At 69.1% G+C, this 14294-nt stretch carries 13 protein-coding genes; 5 read left to right on the forward strand and 8 right to left on the reverse strand.

Features of this window, described 5'->3' with window-relative positions; all coding sequences use genetic code 11:
• The first annotated feature begins 1 nt into the window (after nucleotide 1).
• Together ACFWN2_RS38750 and ACFWN2_RS38755 are read left to right on the forward strand one after the other, a co-directional pair.
• On the forward strand, nucleotides 2–220 hold the full coding sequence (locus ACFWN2_RS38750; protein ID WP_236703275.1) for a DUF6343 family protein: 219 nt from the start codon (nucleotides 2–4) through the stop codon (nucleotides 218–220).
• 95 nt (nucleotides 221–315) lie between these two features.
• Nucleotides 316–927, forward strand: a complete 612-nt coding sequence (locus ACFWN2_RS38755; RefSeq protein WP_382435542.1) for a TetR/AcrR family transcriptional regulator — start codon at nucleotides 316–318, stop codon at nucleotides 925–927.
• Here the strand turns inward: ACFWN2_RS38755 and ACFWN2_RS38760 are convergent.
• From ACFWN2_RS38760 to ACFWN2_RS38775, 4 genes are read right to left on the reverse strand one after another with little or no spacing between them, the layout of a single operon-like run.
• Nucleotides 915–2267, reverse strand: coding sequence for a dihydrolipoyl dehydrogenase family protein (locus ACFWN2_RS38760; protein WP_382435543.1), 1353 nt, complete (start codon nucleotides 2265–2267; stop codon nucleotides 915–917). The two genes, ACFWN2_RS38755 and ACFWN2_RS38760, sit on opposite strands and share 13 nt — an antisense overlap.
• A gap of 47 nt (nucleotides 2268–2314) precedes the next feature.
• Complete coding sequence (locus tag ACFWN2_RS38765; protein ID WP_382435544.1) at nucleotides 2315–2731, reverse strand: DUF6892 domain-containing protein; 417 nt, start codon at nucleotides 2729–2731, stop codon at nucleotides 2315–2317.
• Nucleotides 2732–2745: 14 nt separating this feature from the next.
• Nucleotides 2746–3105, reverse strand: a complete 360-nt coding sequence (locus tag ACFWN2_RS38770) for a VOC family protein (RefSeq protein WP_382435545.1) — start codon at nucleotides 3103–3105, stop codon at nucleotides 2746–2748.
• A gap of 12 nt (nucleotides 3106–3117) precedes the next feature.
• Nucleotides 3118–4350: a hypothetical protein gene (locus ACFWN2_RS38775; RefSeq protein WP_382435546.1), complete on the reverse strand. Its 1233-nt coding sequence runs from the start codon at nucleotides 4348–4350 to the stop codon at nucleotides 3118–3120.
• A gap of 143 nt (nucleotides 4351–4493) precedes the next feature.
• On the opposite strand from ACFWN2_RS38775, the gene ACFWN2_RS38780 reads away from it, so the two are divergent.
• Complete coding sequence (locus ACFWN2_RS38780; RefSeq protein ID WP_382435547.1) at nucleotides 4494–5834, forward strand: S8 family serine peptidase; 1341 nt, start codon at nucleotides 4494–4496, stop codon at nucleotides 5832–5834.
• A 201-nt stretch (nucleotides 5835–6035) separates the two neighbouring features.
• A complete protein-coding gene (locus tag ACFWN2_RS38785; protein ID WP_030474501.1) occupies nucleotides 6036–6539 on the forward strand; it encodes a DUF3145 domain-containing protein in 504 nt (167 codons plus the stop codon).
• A gap of 24 nt (nucleotides 6540–6563) precedes the next feature.
• Here ACFWN2_RS38785 and ACFWN2_RS38790 read toward each other — a convergent pair whose 3' ends face one another.
• The 4 genes from ACFWN2_RS38790 to lanKC form a co-directional block, all read right to left on the reverse strand.
• A complete protein-coding gene (locus tag ACFWN2_RS38790; RefSeq protein WP_382435548.1) occupies nucleotides 6564–8282 on the reverse strand; it encodes an ABC transporter ATP-binding protein in 1719 nt (572 codons plus the stop codon).
• Nucleotides 8282–9898 carry an ABC transporter ATP-binding protein gene (locus tag ACFWN2_RS38795; protein ID WP_382435549.1) on the reverse strand — a complete coding sequence of 539 codons (1617 nt, stop codon included), beginning with the start codon at nucleotides 9896–9898 and terminating at the stop codon, nucleotides 8282–8284. The genes ACFWN2_RS38790 and ACFWN2_RS38795 overlap by 1 nt, the downstream gene beginning before the upstream one ends.
• A 143-nt stretch (nucleotides 9899–10041) precedes the next feature.
• Complete coding sequence (locus ACFWN2_RS38800) at nucleotides 10042–10203, reverse strand: SapB/AmfS family lanthipeptide (protein WP_089922401.1); 162 nt, start codon at nucleotides 10201–10203, stop codon at nucleotides 10042–10044.
• A gap of 36 nt (nucleotides 10204–10239) precedes the next feature.
• Nucleotides 10240–12804, reverse strand: a complete 2565-nt coding sequence (gene lanKC, locus ACFWN2_RS38805; RefSeq protein WP_382435550.1) for a class III lanthionine synthetase LanKC — start codon at nucleotides 12802–12804, stop codon at nucleotides 10240–10242.
• Between the two features lie 614 nt (nucleotides 12805–13418).
• Between lanKC and ACFWN2_RS38810 the strand changes: the two genes are divergently transcribed.
• Nucleotides 13419–13988, forward strand: a complete 570-nt coding sequence (locus tag ACFWN2_RS38810; RefSeq protein ID WP_382435551.1) for a hypothetical protein — start codon at nucleotides 13419–13421, stop codon at nucleotides 13986–13988.
• Nucleotides 13989–14294 lie beyond the last annotated feature (306 nt).

Consider the following 14294-nt stretch of genomic DNA (forward strand, 5'->3'; position numbering starts at 1 on the left):
GGTGAGCGACTACCTGCCACCTCCCGCGCCACCGCGCAGCGCCCTGACCTTGCGGTTGTGGCTGGCGGGATTCGGACTGGTCTTCAACTCGGTGGCCGGCTGGCTGGCGCTGCGAGCTGATCTCCTCTGGCTGGGAATCCTGCTTTTGCTACTCGCCGTCGTCTGTCTCGTCGACTTCGGCTGGGTCGTTCACCGGAAACGCCGCGGAGATCCCGGCTGAAAACTGTCGTAAACCTGTGCTTTGGCTTCTGCGCACTTATGGATAAAGATGTCGGTGTGCATGAAGATCCGGCAAAAGGCAGGTTAGCCAGGGTGATGCGCCGGCAGCCCGTGCAACAGCGCGGCGCGGCGACGGTCTCCGCGATCCTCGACGCTTGTGCGGGCCTGCTGAACGAATACGACTACGACGACATCACCACGGCTCGCATCGTCGATGTGGCCGGAGTGCCCATTGGTTCTTTCTATCAGTACTTCCCCGACAAACGTTCTGTCGTGCACGCTCTGGCACTTCGCGGTATGGAGAACTATCTCCGCGAAGTCGAGGAGCTGTTCACCAAGGACCTGATCGCGCGGACGTGGCGCGAGGCCATGCACCAGGTCGTCGCCGTCTACAACAGGATGCTCGCGGACGTGCCCGGCTTCGGCAGGGTCCGGTTCAGCGACATGCTGGACAGCCACCGCCTCGACTCCAGCGTCGACCAGTACGAGCTGATGGCCGAACGGCTGGCCGAGATGTTCGTCCGCCGGTTCGGTGCCCACGGCGACGCGCCGGTCGTGCTGACGTTCCGGATCGCCGTGCAGACCGCGGACGCGCTGTTCAAGCTCGCCGAACGGGTCGACGAGAACGAGCGCGCGCACGTGGTCGGCACGGCGGACGAGCTGCTCATCGGCATGCTCGGATCCGTGCTGGAGCCTCAGAGCCCGTAGGACTCGAGCATCCGCAGCCAGACCTCGCTGATCGTCGGGTACGAGGGCACCGCGTGCCACAACCGGTCCACGGTGACCTCTCCGACGATCGCGACGGTGGCCGAGTGCAGCAGTTCGGCGACGTCCTGACCGACGAACGTGACACCGACGAGCGTCCGCGTGCGCTCGTCCACGACCATCCGCGTCCTGCCCTTGTATCCGTCGGCGTGCAGCGACGACCCGGCGACCGCGATGTCGAGGTCGACGACCTTGATGTCACGTCCCGCGGCCCGCGCTTCTTCGGCGGTGTGGCCGACGAACGCCACCTCGGGGTCGGTGAACACGACCTGCGGCACCGCCACGTGGTCCGCCCACGCCTGCCCCGCAGACCGCTCCTTCGGCTCGAACCCGCGTGAGCGCTCCAGGATCGCCGTGCCGACCGCCCGCGCCTGGTACTTGCCCTGGTGCGTCAGCAACGCGCGCCCGGTGACGTCGCCCGCCGCGTACAGCCATCGTCCGTCCACGCCGGACACCAGACCGGAGTCGTCGATGGTCAGCGGCTTGGCGTCCTTGGTCGCCGGCACCCGGCCGGTCGCGACGAGGATGTGCGAACCCCGCACCGTGCGGCCGTCCTGCAACGTCAGCTCGCCCGGCTTGATCGCGGACGCGCGGCCGTTGAGCAGCACCTCGACGCCGTCCGCCTCCAGGCCCTCGACGACCAGCGGGCCGACGAAGTCCTCCATCTTCGGCAGCGGCCGGTCACCGGACACGACGAGCTTCACGTCCGACCCCAGCCGCGCCCACGCCTGCGCCATCTCGACGCCGACGACGCCACCGCCGAGCACGACCAGCGAGTCCGGCACCTCACGGGCCGACGTGGCCTCCCGCGAAGTCCACACGGGAGTGTCGTCGATGCCGTCCAGCGGAGGCATCTTCGGCACGCTGCCCGTGCACACCACGACGGCCTGGCGGGCCCGGTACACGGTCTCCCCGTCCGCCCCGCGCACGGTGACCTCGCGTTCGCCGGTGACCTCGCCGTCACCCCGCAGGACGTGGATGTTCTCCGACTCGGCCCACTTGACCTGGCCGCTGTCGTCCCAGTCGGAGGTGAAGCCGGTGCGCCGCTCCAGCACCGCGGCCGCGTCGAGCGACCCGCCGACCACGCCCCTGACCCGCTGGGCGGCGGCGAGCGCGTGGCCTGAGCGCAGCAACGCCTTCGAGGGCATGCAGGCCCAGTACGAGCACTCGCCCCCGACCAGTTCCTTCTCGATCATGGCGGTGGACAGGCCTCCCGCGGCCGTCCGCCACGCCACGTTCTCACCTACGGGGCCACCACCGATGACGATGACGTCGAAGTCCATGGCCGCAACAGTAGGCCTGGATCATGAAAGCCACACGGGCCGGAGCGTCAGAGCCAGTCCGCCTCGATCCCGCGGGCGCGCAGCGCCTCCAGCGCCTCCTGGTTGCCCGTGTAGAGCAGCGTCATCGACTTCAGGTCGGGGAAGTGCCGCAGGTCGGCGAACTCGTCGACGTCGAACAGGCTGTCCTCGCCGTCCCAGCCCGGCGCGATCTCCAGGTAGATCTCGTTGCCACCGTCCATCTGGAGCTCGGTGACCTTCTCCGCGAGCTCGGCGGGGACCGCGAGCGCCTCGAAGTAGGCCAGCGCCTCGGGCACCGCCCCGAAGTCGTTGTCGTCGTAGGTGAAGCCCTGCTCGGCGGCGTACTCGCGCAGGTCGAACCTCGGCAGGAGGTTCTGGACGTACATCAGCTCCTGGACGACGGCGAGCTTGAAGTTGGTGTCGGCGAAGGGGATCGGCTGGCTCATGCCCGCACGGTAGATCAGGTGAGCCACATGAGGCAGAAGGTGTGCCCCACCGGGTCCGCGTACACCCGGAACTGGTCGTCGTCCTCGCGTCGCAACGGCTTCGCGCCGAGTGCCAGCACCTTCGGCTCGGCCTCCTCGACGTCGTCGACCAGCACGTCGAGGTGGAACTGCTGGGAGCCGCGCGGGTCGGGGAACGTCGGAGGCTCGTACTCGGGCGCTAGCTGGAACGCGACGCGCGTGCCGTTCGTGACGATCACCACCCAGGTGTCGTCGTCGCCGTCCAGGCGTTCGGCCCCGAGCAGCTCCTCGTAGAACGACGCGAGCTCGGAGGGGTTCGGGCAGTCGAGCACGACAGAGCGAAGTTGTCCGACCATGCCCTTCACCCTCTACCGGGTGACGGGGAGCCGCAACGCCTGCTTGGCGATCGGCTCCAGCGCCGGGTCGCCCGCGCCGCCCGACCACACCGCGAACGCCAGCGTCACGTGGCTTCCCTTGACGTTGTTGGCGAACGCCGCGTTCTCCAGCGGCTTGCCGTCGAGCCCGTGCACGCCGCCCGATCCCGGCAGCGCGACGATCCCGTGCAACGCCTTCGCGCTCGGCGCGTCGTACAGGTCCATGTCCGCGACCATCACGGTCGCCTTCTTGTCCTGCAGCGTCGTCTCGTAGGTGGCGCGCAGCAGCACGCCGCAGTCGTTCGCGGTCAGCCACGCCTTCACGTCACCGAACGCCTGCGTCTTGCAGTCCTGGTCCTTCTTCATCTCCTTCGGCACGAACGCCGTGCCGTCCACGACCACCGTCGTCGGCTGCGTCGACGTCGGCGCGGGCGTCGCGTCGGCCGGCTTGTCGTCACCGGGCAGCGCGACCACCAGCCACACGACGAGGATCAGCGCGAGCAGTCCCGCCGCCGCGAGGTACGGCCAGGTCAGCTTGCCTGGCAAGCGCTTGCGTCCGATGGCCTGCCGCATCTGGGCCTTCGGGATCAGCATCGTGGTGGCGGCCGCGAGGTCGGACACCGCGTCGCTGAAGCCCTCGGACAGCAGCGCCCGCGTCTCCGGCGGCGTGCCGGTGGTCTGCAGGATCGCGAGGAGCTTCACGGCGTGATCGGCCGTGCACGGCACCGTGGACGTCGCGAGCTCGCGGGCAGCACTGAGCAAAGTGGACGGTTTGGGGTGCAGCACCCGCACGCCGCGGTTGAGGTCGTTCGTCGGCTGCACGACCTGGCTCACGTACGGGCCGACCGCCACGACCGTGCTGACCGGGAGCGGTTCCGCGCGCATCGCCTGGATCCGCTGCGCCACCGCCGTCGCCGCGGCCACGGCCTCGGTCGCGGGGTTGGGCGAGCCGTCCTCGGAGACGAGCGGCCAGCCGTCGATCGTCCACTGGCCGCCGAGCGGCGCCTCCAGCTTCACGCCGGGGTCCGGCAGGTCGACGCCGACGATCACGAGGACGCCCTTGGGCAGCACGACGATCGCGTCGAGCGGCACGGGGCAGTCCGGCGGTTGGACGCCGATCAGCGCGACACCACCGAGGACTCCGGTACCCGCGCCCCACGCCGTGAGGGCGGCACGCACGTCCGCCCCAATGGCCGAAGGTTCAGCGCCCAGACGGATCAGCCGCACGAGTCCCTACCTTTCCGCACGGAGGGACACCGTAGCGGTCCGGGGTCGGCCAACCGCACTCGGTCGAGACATTGCGTGATGGCCGTCACCGTTATGTGGATCACTCGTTAGAAGGATTGCCTGCCAATGTTCACGGAGGGTCCATGTACTTACGCGCTGCATCGCTCGCCGTACTGCTGGTGGCCGTCGCATCCCCTGTCGCGACGGCCGCACCGACCTCCACGGTCTACGTCCACGGCACCGACATCGCCGCCGCCGAACGGGCGGTCGAGGCGGCCGGTCTGCAGAAGCTCACCAGCTTCCGCAAGATCGGTGTCGTCGCCGCGAGGGGTGACTCCGCGCGGATCTCCTCCGCCAGAACCAAGTCCGGCGTCACGCGCGTCGAGGTCCAGAAGCCGATCAAGTTCCTCGGGTCGACCTCGCACACCGCGACCCGCGGCCTCGACGCCCGCAACAGCCTCGGCCTGACCGGCGAGGGCGTGTCCGTCGCCGTGATCGACTCCGGCGTCGACCCGACGCACCCGTCGTTCGGCGGCCGGATCGTCCGCAACCTCAAGAGCCTGTGCCTGGACGGCTCGACGCAGACGAACTGCATCGTGCCGGTGCCGAACTTCCTCGACACCGACACCACGTCGCTGGGCGGCCACGGCACGCACGTCACCGGCATCGCGATCGGTGGTGACGTGCAGACCAGCGGCGGACCGGTGATCCGCGGCGCGGCGCCGGGCGCGAAGGGCGTCGTGATCTCGACCGGCGCGGCGATCCTCATCCTCGGCGCGGACGCCGCGCTGAACTGGGTGCTGGAGAACCACCGTGCCCCGTGCGGCGCCGGCGTGCCCGCTGCGACCTGCCCGCCGATCAAGGTGATCAACAACTCCTACGGCCCGTCCGGCGGCGGCGCGTTCGACCCCGAGTCGGTGACGGTGAAGCTGCAGCGCCAGCTCGTGGCCGAGGGTGTCGTGGTGGTGTGGGCGAACGGCAATGACGGCGGCGACGGGTCGGCGAACCTGTCCAACCCGCCCGGTGTCGACCCGACCCCCGGCGTGATCTCGGTCGCGTCCTACAACGACCAGGGCACCGGCACCCGCGACGGCGCGCTGTCCGACTTCTCCTCGCGCGGTCTCGCCGCGGACTCGGCGACCTGGCCGGACATCTCGGCGCCGGGGGAGAACATCACCTCGTCGTGCCGGCTCTACCTGCCGATCTGCGCCACCGGCCTGGACCCGCAGAACGGGCCGGGGCTGCTCGACCTCGGCACGTTCAACACGATCAGCGGCACGTCGATGGCGGCACCGCACATCGCCGGGATCGTCGCACAGCTGTTCCAGGCGAAGCCTTCCGCGACCCCCGCCGACGTCGAGCGGGCGCTGAAGTCGACGGCCCACAAGTACGGCACGGGCTACCAGCCGGCGGGGCCCTACACCTCGTCGTTCGACAAGGGAACGGGCCTGGTCGACGTGGTGGCCGCGGTAAACGCCCTCTAGATCACGATCACGCATCGCTCGGCCGGGGAGATCGGGACTTAAGACCTGTATCTGCCCCGGTCGGGTGATGATCGAGCTGGTTCTTATGGCGGACATGCCTCAAGTCGAGGCAGAATGCAGCGAGCGGGTTTCGCGGTGATCACCTCACTCTCGACAAAGGCGTAGGGGAAGACGTCCCTCGTCGAGTAGCGGAGGTCAGCAGTGAGCACCCGTGGCAGCACCAGTGGCGTGGTTTACGTCCACTCGTCGCCGTCTGCGGTCTGTCCGCACGTCGAGTGGGCGATCTCGGGCACCCTCGGTGTCCGGGTAGACCTCAGGTGGGCAGCGCAACCCGCGGCACCAGGCCAGTTGCGCGCTGAATGCGCGTGGACCGGAGACGCCGGCACCGGCGCCAAGCTCGTTGCTGCGCTGCGCGCGTGGCCGATGCTCCGGTTCGAAGTGACCGAGGAACCTTCCTCAGGTCAGGACGGGGAGCGATTCTGCTTCGCGCCCGTGTTGGGGCTCTGGCATGCCAGAACCTCGGCCAACGGAGACATCGTCGTGAACGAGGACCAGCTGCGATCTCTCGCGGTCCGGGCTCGTGGTGGTGAGTCCTTCGCGCACGGCGTCGACGAACTGCTCGGGGCCGCGTGGGACGACGCACTGGAACCTTTCCGCCGGGCGGGAGACGGCGCGCCGGTCACCTGGCTGCACCGCGTCGGCTGATCCTCAGTCCTGAGTGGACCCCGCTCACCGTTTGGGCAGCGGGGTTTCCTCCCGGTGCGTGGGATCCCAGGCCAGCATGAGCCGTCCGTAGAGCGCGGACGTCTTGAGCAGGTGCTCGTGCGTGCCGAGCAGCGGCCTGCCGCCGTCCATGACCAGCACGCGGTTCGCGCGCAGCGCCGAGCTCAGCCGGTGTGCGATCACCACGAGAATGCCTTGCCGTTCCGCGAAAGCCCGTTCGGCGCGGGCCTCGGCGGCGGGGTCGAGGTGCGACGTCGCCTCGTCGAGGATGATGACGCTCGCGGACGTGACGTAGACCCGCGCGAGTGCGAGCAGTTGCGCCTCACCAGCGGAAAGTCCTTCTCCGCCGTGCCCGAGTGTCCCGTCCAGGCCGCCGATCCTGTCCAGAAGTTGTTTGGCGCCAACCTTCTTCGCCGCCTCGACGAGCTCGTCGTCGGTCGCCCACGGTGCGAGAAGCGTGAGGTTTTCTCGCACAGTGCCTGTGAACAGGTACGTCTCCTGTGGAATCAGCGCGATCGCGTGGTGGCGGACCTCCGGCGTCACCTGGTCCACCGGCGCTCCGCCGAACAGCACACGGCCGTGGTCCGGTGGCATCAGCCCGGTGAGCAGACTGGCCATTGTGGACTTGCCGATGCCGGACGGGCCGACGACCGCCAGGTGGTCACCGGGACGCAGGCCGAGCGACAGGCCGCGCACCACCGGTACCGCGTCCGGGCTCCAGCCGAACGTGACGTCGTGCAGCACGAACTCGCCGTCGGACGGGGTCTCGGTGCCCGGCCGGCGGTCGGTGCGCGGTGCCGCCTCCTGAAGTCGTTTGAGTGCGACCATCAGCCGCATCACGACCGTGCTGGTGGTGCGGGCCAGGCCGTGCAGCGCGGGGTTCACGCTGTTGGTGAGGTAGACGACGGCCGCGAGGACCGCACCCGTCGTGAGCTGACCGGACGCGACGAGCGGGGGAGCGAACGCCACCAGCAGCACGATGGGCGCGAAGCCGCCCAGCGCGATCACCGTGGCGCGCAACGAGTTCGCCCACGCGACGGTGATCGTTGCCTTGGCCTGCAGGTTCACCTGCTTCGCGATGTCCCAGTACGCCTCGTCGGCCGCGTCGCAGGCGGCGACGTCGCGCAGTCCGGTCAGCACCGAACCGGACGCCTCCGCCGTGCGTTCGTCGGCGATCACGGCGTCGCGCTGCCGTTTGGCCAGCGAGGGGAGCAGCAACCCGAAGAGCAGCAGCGAGGCCACGATCGGGAGCACGACCAGCCAGATCAGCGCGGCGGCCGTCGTCGCGACGCCGACCAGCGCGGCGATCGTCGTGACCAGGAGGGCGCGGGCCTGCACCAGCACCCCCGCGGTGGCGTCGCGGACCACCTCGACGTGCCGGGTGATCATGGCGACCGCGCTGGCGTCCGGGGTGCGGCGGTGCGTCGGGTCGTTCAGCACGCCCCGCACGACCCGCGCGACCAGGGCGTCGCGCATCGGTTCGACGACGGAGCCGAGCCGGGCGAACACCTGCCGCTGGCCCAGCGCGCCGATCACCGCGAGCGTCGCGAACGCGAGCAGCCACAGCACGCCGGCCAGCGGATCTCCCGCCGCGAAGCCCTGGTCGACGGCGGTGCCGACGAGCCTGCCGCCGAAGAACGCGGGAATGCCCTCCAGCAGCGACCAGCCGAGCAGGATCAGGACACCTCTGCGGTGTCCTGCCAGCGTGGAGAGGTAGAAGCGCATCACTCGCCCCCGGTGAACACGGCCCGGTAGGCCTTGTTGTGCCACAGCGCCCCGTGGCTGCCGGTGCCCCTGATCCGGCCGTCCTCCAGCCACACCACCAGGTCCGCCCTGGCGGCCGTGGCCGCGCGGTGCGTCACGACGACCCGCGTCCTGCCGGGCAGCGCCGTGGTCAGGGCCTTGTCCACTTCGGCCTCGGTGACGGTGTCCAGACTCGCGGTGGCGTCGTCGAGCACGAGCACGCCGGGGTCGCGGACGATCGCGCGGGCGAGGCCGATCCGCTGCGCCTCACCGCCGGACAGCGGGGCGTCGGCGACCGGTGTCTCGTAGCCCTGCGGGAGGCGGATCAGCACGTCGTGCACCTGGGCGGCGACGGCGGCATCGCGCACCTGGACCTCGTCGGCGTCCGTCCCGTAGCCGATCGAACGGCCGATCGTCGTGCCCAGCAACGCGGGACGTTCGAACGCGTAGCCGACGGAGTCGTGGCCGCGGACCTCGCCGCCGTCCACACCGGACAGTCCACCGAGCACCGACGCCAGCGTCGACTTGCCCGCGCCGGAACTGCCGACGACCGCGACGAACATGCCGGCAGGGATCATCAGGTTCACGTCGCGCAGCGCACCGTCGACGCTGACGTTCCACAGCTCGATGACCCCGTTGGACGGCTTGGAGACGGGACGCACCGGCGTGGGGGTGTCGAGGACCTCGACGATCCTGCCGGCGCTGGCGCGGGTGCGTTCGAGCACGGTCAGCTGGGTCATCTGGCCGACGATCCCCATGCCGAGCGCCGCGTACCCGAGGGCGGCGAGCACGTCACCGGTGCTCAGCCTGCCTTCCATCACACCGAACCCGGCGGCGGTGAGCACCGCGACCTCGACGGCGGGCAGCAGCAACCCGGCCCGCCACATCATCTTCGCCTGGGTGCGCCACATGCCGGCGCCGGCCGCGGCGAGCCGGGGGAGCGGCTCCAGCACGCGGTCCGTCTCGCGGTCGGCGATGCCGGCGGACGCGATCGTGCGCAGGCCGGACACCGAGTCGAGCAGCCGCGCCGAGACCTCACCGGAGACTTCCTGGTAGGTCAGCACGTCGTCGGCGGTCATGCGCATGTGGGTGCGGATCAGCAGGCCTGCCAAGGGAACGCTGAGCACGAACACCGCCGCCAGCCGCCAGTCCAGCAACGCCAGCGCGACGACGGCGCCCGCCGAGGACACGGCGGTGACGACCAGGGTGATCACCGTGACGGCGATGCCGCCCGCGTTGCCGCAGTCGCCCGTCACCCGGCTCACCGCGTCCCCGGCGGCGAACGGCGAGGGGTGTCCGATGGTGAGGAGTCTGCGGGAGAGCTTGCGGCGCAGGAGAGCTGTGGCGCGACTGGTGGTGCTCGCGGCGAGCACGATGCCGATCGCGTCCCCGATGATCTCGGTCGCGGCCAGCAGGAGCAGCCAGGTGATCGTGAACAGGACGAACGTGCCGCTCAGGGCCATGTCGACGGCGTCGGCGAGCGCCGCGGGGAGCAGCAGGCCGCCGGTCGTGGTGACCGCGGCGTTGAGCAGGAGCAACCACGGGCGGTGGTCGCGGCGGATCACGGAGAACAGCAGGGCGTCACCTGGTTTGGCCATCGGCTGTTCCTCCGGGGGTCTTCAGGGCGCATCATGAGCGAGGGCCCGACAGCTGGCCGGCTGCCGGGCCCTGCAGTCGGAGGGTGAGCGGCATACTTCGCCTATGCCGCTCACTCACCGCGGTGTTTCAGTTGACGCGCAGGTCAGCAGGCCAGCAGGCTGACGGTGCTGTGCGAGCAGGGGAGCAGCAGCGAGGCGTTGGACGCCGTCGTGGAGCCGCCGCCGCCACCGTGGCCGCCGCCCGCGAGCACGTTGCTCGGCGCCTCGGGGGTCTCGATGTCCTGCAGGTCGAGGATGAAGCCCATGACTATCTCCTAATTAGAGGGATCGATCTCTTCTTGCTACCGGCCCGAGTGGGCCGGGGTCTGTGCCCTTCCGAGGAAGGGGAGTGGTGGACGTCCGTCCACTGTGGAGGCGATGGCGAGCAGCACGCCCGCACCGCCGGTGTTGAGGTCCATGGAGAGCCGGCGCAGCTGCACACCGGGGAAGGCGAGCCCTCCGCCGTAGCGCACCGCGTGCCAGCCGAGAGCCTTGAGGTGCCGCTGGACGGAGCGTTCGAGGCGCTCGTCCGGCTGGTGCCTGGTCGCGTGGGCCAGCGTCGCCATCAGCCCGGCCCTGCCGAGCGTGAACGCCGGCTGGATGACGAACTCGCCGGTGCAGCCGCCGAGCAGCTCGGGAAGCCTTGCCGCGCAGGCACGTTCCGGTGCCGCCTTCGCGAACTCCGTCAGCACCAACGCGATTCCCGCGCCGCCGACGCCGACGTAGGGCAGGCTCCGGAACGTGCCGTCGCGCACCTGCAGCGAGCCGTCCAGTGCGACCATCGTCTCGGCCAGGTCGCGTTCGAGCGCCTGTTCGGACAGGTCGAGCCAGCGCTGTTCTCCCGTGTGCTCGAACAGGCGCAGGAAGAACAGGGCGGGACCTGACCAGCCGTGCAGCAGTCCTGCCCTCGCCGTGTCGCCGGGCGGTGGGGCTTCGGAGAGCTGCTTCGCGAGCCGTTCGGCCAGTTCCTCGGCCTGTGCGGTGAAGTTCCGGTCGTCGCGCGAGTTCGCGAAGTGCAGCAGGTTGAGGCCGATGCCGGACAGGCCGGCGTTGAGCCCGTGGTCCTGGGTGGTGCGCACGTGCGGGGCGTAGCGCTCGACGAGTTCGGTCGCGATGTCGTGGTGGCCGAAGTTCTCCAGCACGTGCGCGATGCCGTGCGCGCCGACGAAGAAGCCGGGCAGCTTCGGCGGGTCGTTGCGGACCGCCTCGACCAGCCACCGCTCGTGCTCGGGGTAGCGACCCTCGCCGCTCTCCGCGAGTGCGTGCAGCACGCCCGCGGCGCCGTGGCCGAAGCCCAGGCCGCCGGTCTCGAACTGCTCGATGTCGCCGGGGAAAAGGCGGTCTTTCCGTTGAGGCGTCGCGCTGTGCAGGATCGCCGTGGCGATCTCCTTGCGCACGACCGCCCAGTCCGGGTTCTCGTCGTCGAACGCCGTGAACGCCGGATCGGCCGGGGGATCCACGCGTGGGGTGAGCACGTCGAGGATCTGCTTCTGGTAGTCGTCGCTCAGGCCGAACCGGTCCGCGATCACGTGCACGTGCTGGCGCAGCTTGGCCGGCGCGAGCTCCAGGACCGCGTTGAGCGGCAGGAAGATCCACAGCTTGAGCGCGGCCAGCGGGTAGGCGTCGATGTCGAAGCCCTCGCGGTCGTTCGGCGCCTGGAAACCGGGCGCGCCGAGCGTGGGCCGGTGCACGTCCTCGATGGTCGACGACAGCTCGAAGTCGATGAGCGAGACGGTGTCGTCCTCGTCGACCAGGATGTTCATCGTGTGCAGGTCGCCGAACACGACCCCGCGTTCGTGCACGCTTTCCACGAGGCGCTCGATCTTGGTGATGAGCTCCTGCGCCCTGACGCGGTAGTCGCTCAGGAGTTCCGGCGTGGTGTCCTTGTGCGTCAACGGGTAGTTGTGGCCGAGCCACTGCCCGAGCGAGCGCCCCGGCATGAACTCCATGGCCACGAACAGGTGCTCCCACTCGGTGAAGCGGTCGTAGACCTCGGGAACGCCGTCGATGCCGTGCAGCTTCGTGAGGATCTCGTGCTCCAGCTCCAGCCGTGCCACGGCGTCGCGGCCCTCGCGGTCGAGCCCGGCGTGCGGCCGCGCCTCCTTGAGCACGACCTCCTTGCCGTCGCTCTTGCGGGTCGCGAGGTAGACGCCGCCGCCGTTGGAGAAGTGCAGCGAGCTCTTGATCTGGTAGGGGAACTTGTCGGGGTCGCCGGCGTTGCGCTCGGCCAGGTGCGGCTTGAGGAAGGCCGGCAGCTCGATCCACTCGGGGAGGCTGAACACCGGCTTGCGCCTGTCCGGGACGAGCTCGCCGTCGGGGCCCGCGATCGCCAGCACCTGCTGCCCGTCGACCTCGGTCCACTGCTCGGCGAACCCGCCGTAGCGCACGTAGAGCGGGCCCTTGCCGAAGCGGAGGTCGCTCAGGATGTAGGCCCCGTGCTCGCCGTCGAGGACCTGCGCGAGCTCGGTGCAGATCGTCTCCAGCTGCTCGGCGTCCTGCGGGTAGATCGTGACGAGCTTGCCGCTGCCGTCCCGCGGCGCGTACTTCGAGTTGCGGGCCAGGACGATCGAGACGGTCGGCAGGTACTTGAAGGGGATTCGCCGTTCGACGCAGTAGTCGAAGGTGGCCTTCAATACCCGGCCGGCGTTGTCGAGTCCAGCGGAAACGTGGACCTTCCACCCTTGGTTGGGGAGTTTGACCCCCTTCGGGTGGTGGTTCCGCCACACGTTGCGCTCGATCGTCACCCAGTCGGGTGGGAGCGCGGGCAGTTCGAGCGAAAAGTCGTCGTTGGGAGTGGTTTCGGTGCTGCTCTGCAGATCGTAGAACTGCCGGTCCGCGAAGCAGTACGCCTCGTATCTGAGGTCCACCGAATTCTCCTCCCTGACTCGTTCTGGCTCGTTTGCGTTTTGTTTGACGCGGCATATTCCCGCACAATTCGGCAGCTATGGGGAATCCGCCGTTCGAGTCATATCGGTCCCCCGTTCGTGTCTGCGAAGGCGTCGGTTACCGGCGCGTATGTGACCTGTGGTGATGAGGTTTGGGTCCATCTCACCCGGTTGAGATGTTTGTTGAACGGCCGACAGACGTGGGTTGGCGGGGCTTTCGCTAAACGGCACTCCCGCGTTCCTGATCTTGCGCGCCTCTGAGCTGTGGTATTCCAGATCGGCGCCGACGTATAGGTGGTTGCAGTGATGTGTCATGCACGCGCTGTGTCGGCTGCTCTTTCCGGGTGAAGCCAAAATTGGCTGCGATTGCGTGTTTGATGCGGCCGAATGGCGGTAATGAGTGACCCGTTGGAACCCATTCGTAGGAGGAGATTGCCCATTGACTTTTATGTACCAAACATTGTCTTACTGCATGCAACTCGCTAAATCTCCGTGTGATGTAATCGTTCGAGTGAAAATTGTGTTTCGATGTAACGCGACACGATTTGTGAGTGGCCCTCTGCTGCCCGGCGTGTCGTGCGACTAGGCTGACGTGCGTGGGGAGCGTGGCGAGCCGTTGGCTGGTGCCGGCCGTGGTGGTGATCACCGGTGCCGCGGTGGCGGCCGGAATGGTCGGCCGAACCGTGTACGCGCGCCCGGCCGAGGCCAAGGGCACCCCGGCGATCGAGTCGTCGGTCGCGGGGACGTTGCCGGGGTCCGCGGAGGTGCGGCTCAGCCCTGACTCGTTCACCCACCCTGACCGGACCTCCGTCCAGCGGGTGCTGCAGGAGTACTTCGACGCGATCAACTCCGGCGACTTCGCCGCCTGGCGCGGGGTGGTGTCGGCTCGTCGGGTGTCCGGGACGCCTGAGGCGAGCTGGGTTTCTGCGTATGAGACCACTCGTGATGGCGGGATGGTGGTGCAGCGGGTCGAGTCCGACGTGGTGGGGCGGCGGTTGCGGGTGCTGCTGTCCTTTGTGTCCACTCAGGACGTTGCCAAGGCTCCGCCTGCTTTGCCGGAGGGGTGCATTCGGTGGCGGGTGGTTTATGTGCTGGTTTGGGAGGGTGGGGAGTTGAAGGTGGACGAGGCTGCGGAGAACCGGAACCCCCAGATGGAGAAGTGCTGAGGGGGTTGCCTTGCCGTTGCCTCGCCTTCGGCGTTGGCGCCTGGCGTGTTTCGCGGGTGGGCTGGGTTGCGGGCGGCCTGGTCGCCTTGCGTGCTTCCCCTGGGGGCTCTGCCCCCAGACCCCCGGCAATCTGATCGGGGGATGGCGCTGCCTGTGGGCTGATGGCACGCCTGTTGCTTAGGGCGGCTGCCGGTTGCGTTGGTGGGCGCGTTGGCGGTGGGGTCCCGTCACAAGCCGCACCAAGAGCGAGTCACACGTGAGCAGGGGTGTCTAGAGCGCCAAAACCGCTGCGCGTGGGTACCCCAC

The sequence above is a fragment of the Lentzea sp. NPDC058436 genome (genome assembly GCF_042721515.1).
GTDB lineage: Bacteria > Actinomycetota > Actinomycetes > Mycobacteriales > Pseudonocardiaceae > Lentzea.

Excerpts from the sequence above, each read along its gene's own strand:
- ACFWN2_RS38755 (WP_382435542.1), top strand. The coding sequence starts at position 316 with ATGCGCCGGCAGCCCGTGCAACAGCGCGGCGCGGCGACGGTCTCCGCG.
- ACFWN2_RS38760 (WP_382435543.1), bottom strand. The coding sequence starts at position 2,267 with ATGGACTTCGACGTCATCGTCATCGGTGGTGGCCCCGTAGGTGAGAAC.
- ACFWN2_RS38765 (WP_382435544.1), bottom strand. The coding sequence starts at position 2,731 with ATGAGCCAGCCGATCCCCTTCGCCGACACCAACTTCAAGCTCGCCGTC.
- ACFWN2_RS38770 (WP_382435545.1), bottom strand. The coding sequence starts at position 3,105 with ATGGTCGGACAACTTCGCTCTGTCGTGCTCGACTGCCCGAACCCCTCC.
- ACFWN2_RS38780 (WP_382435547.1), top strand. The coding sequence starts at position 4,494 with ATGTACTTACGCGCTGCATCGCTCGCCGTACTGCTGGTGGCCGTCGCA.
- ACFWN2_RS38790 (WP_382435548.1), bottom strand. The coding sequence starts at position 8,282 with ATGCGCTTCTACCTCTCCACGCTGGCAGGACACCGCAGAGGTGTCCTG.
- ACFWN2_RS38795 (WP_382435549.1), bottom strand. The coding sequence starts at position 9,898 with ATGGCCAAACCAGGTGACGCCCTGCTGTTCTCCGTGATCCGCCGCGAC.
- ACFWN2_RS38800 (WP_089922401.1), bottom strand. The coding sequence starts at position 10,203 with ATGGGCTTCATCCTCGACCTGCAGGACATCGAGACCCCCGAGGCGCCG.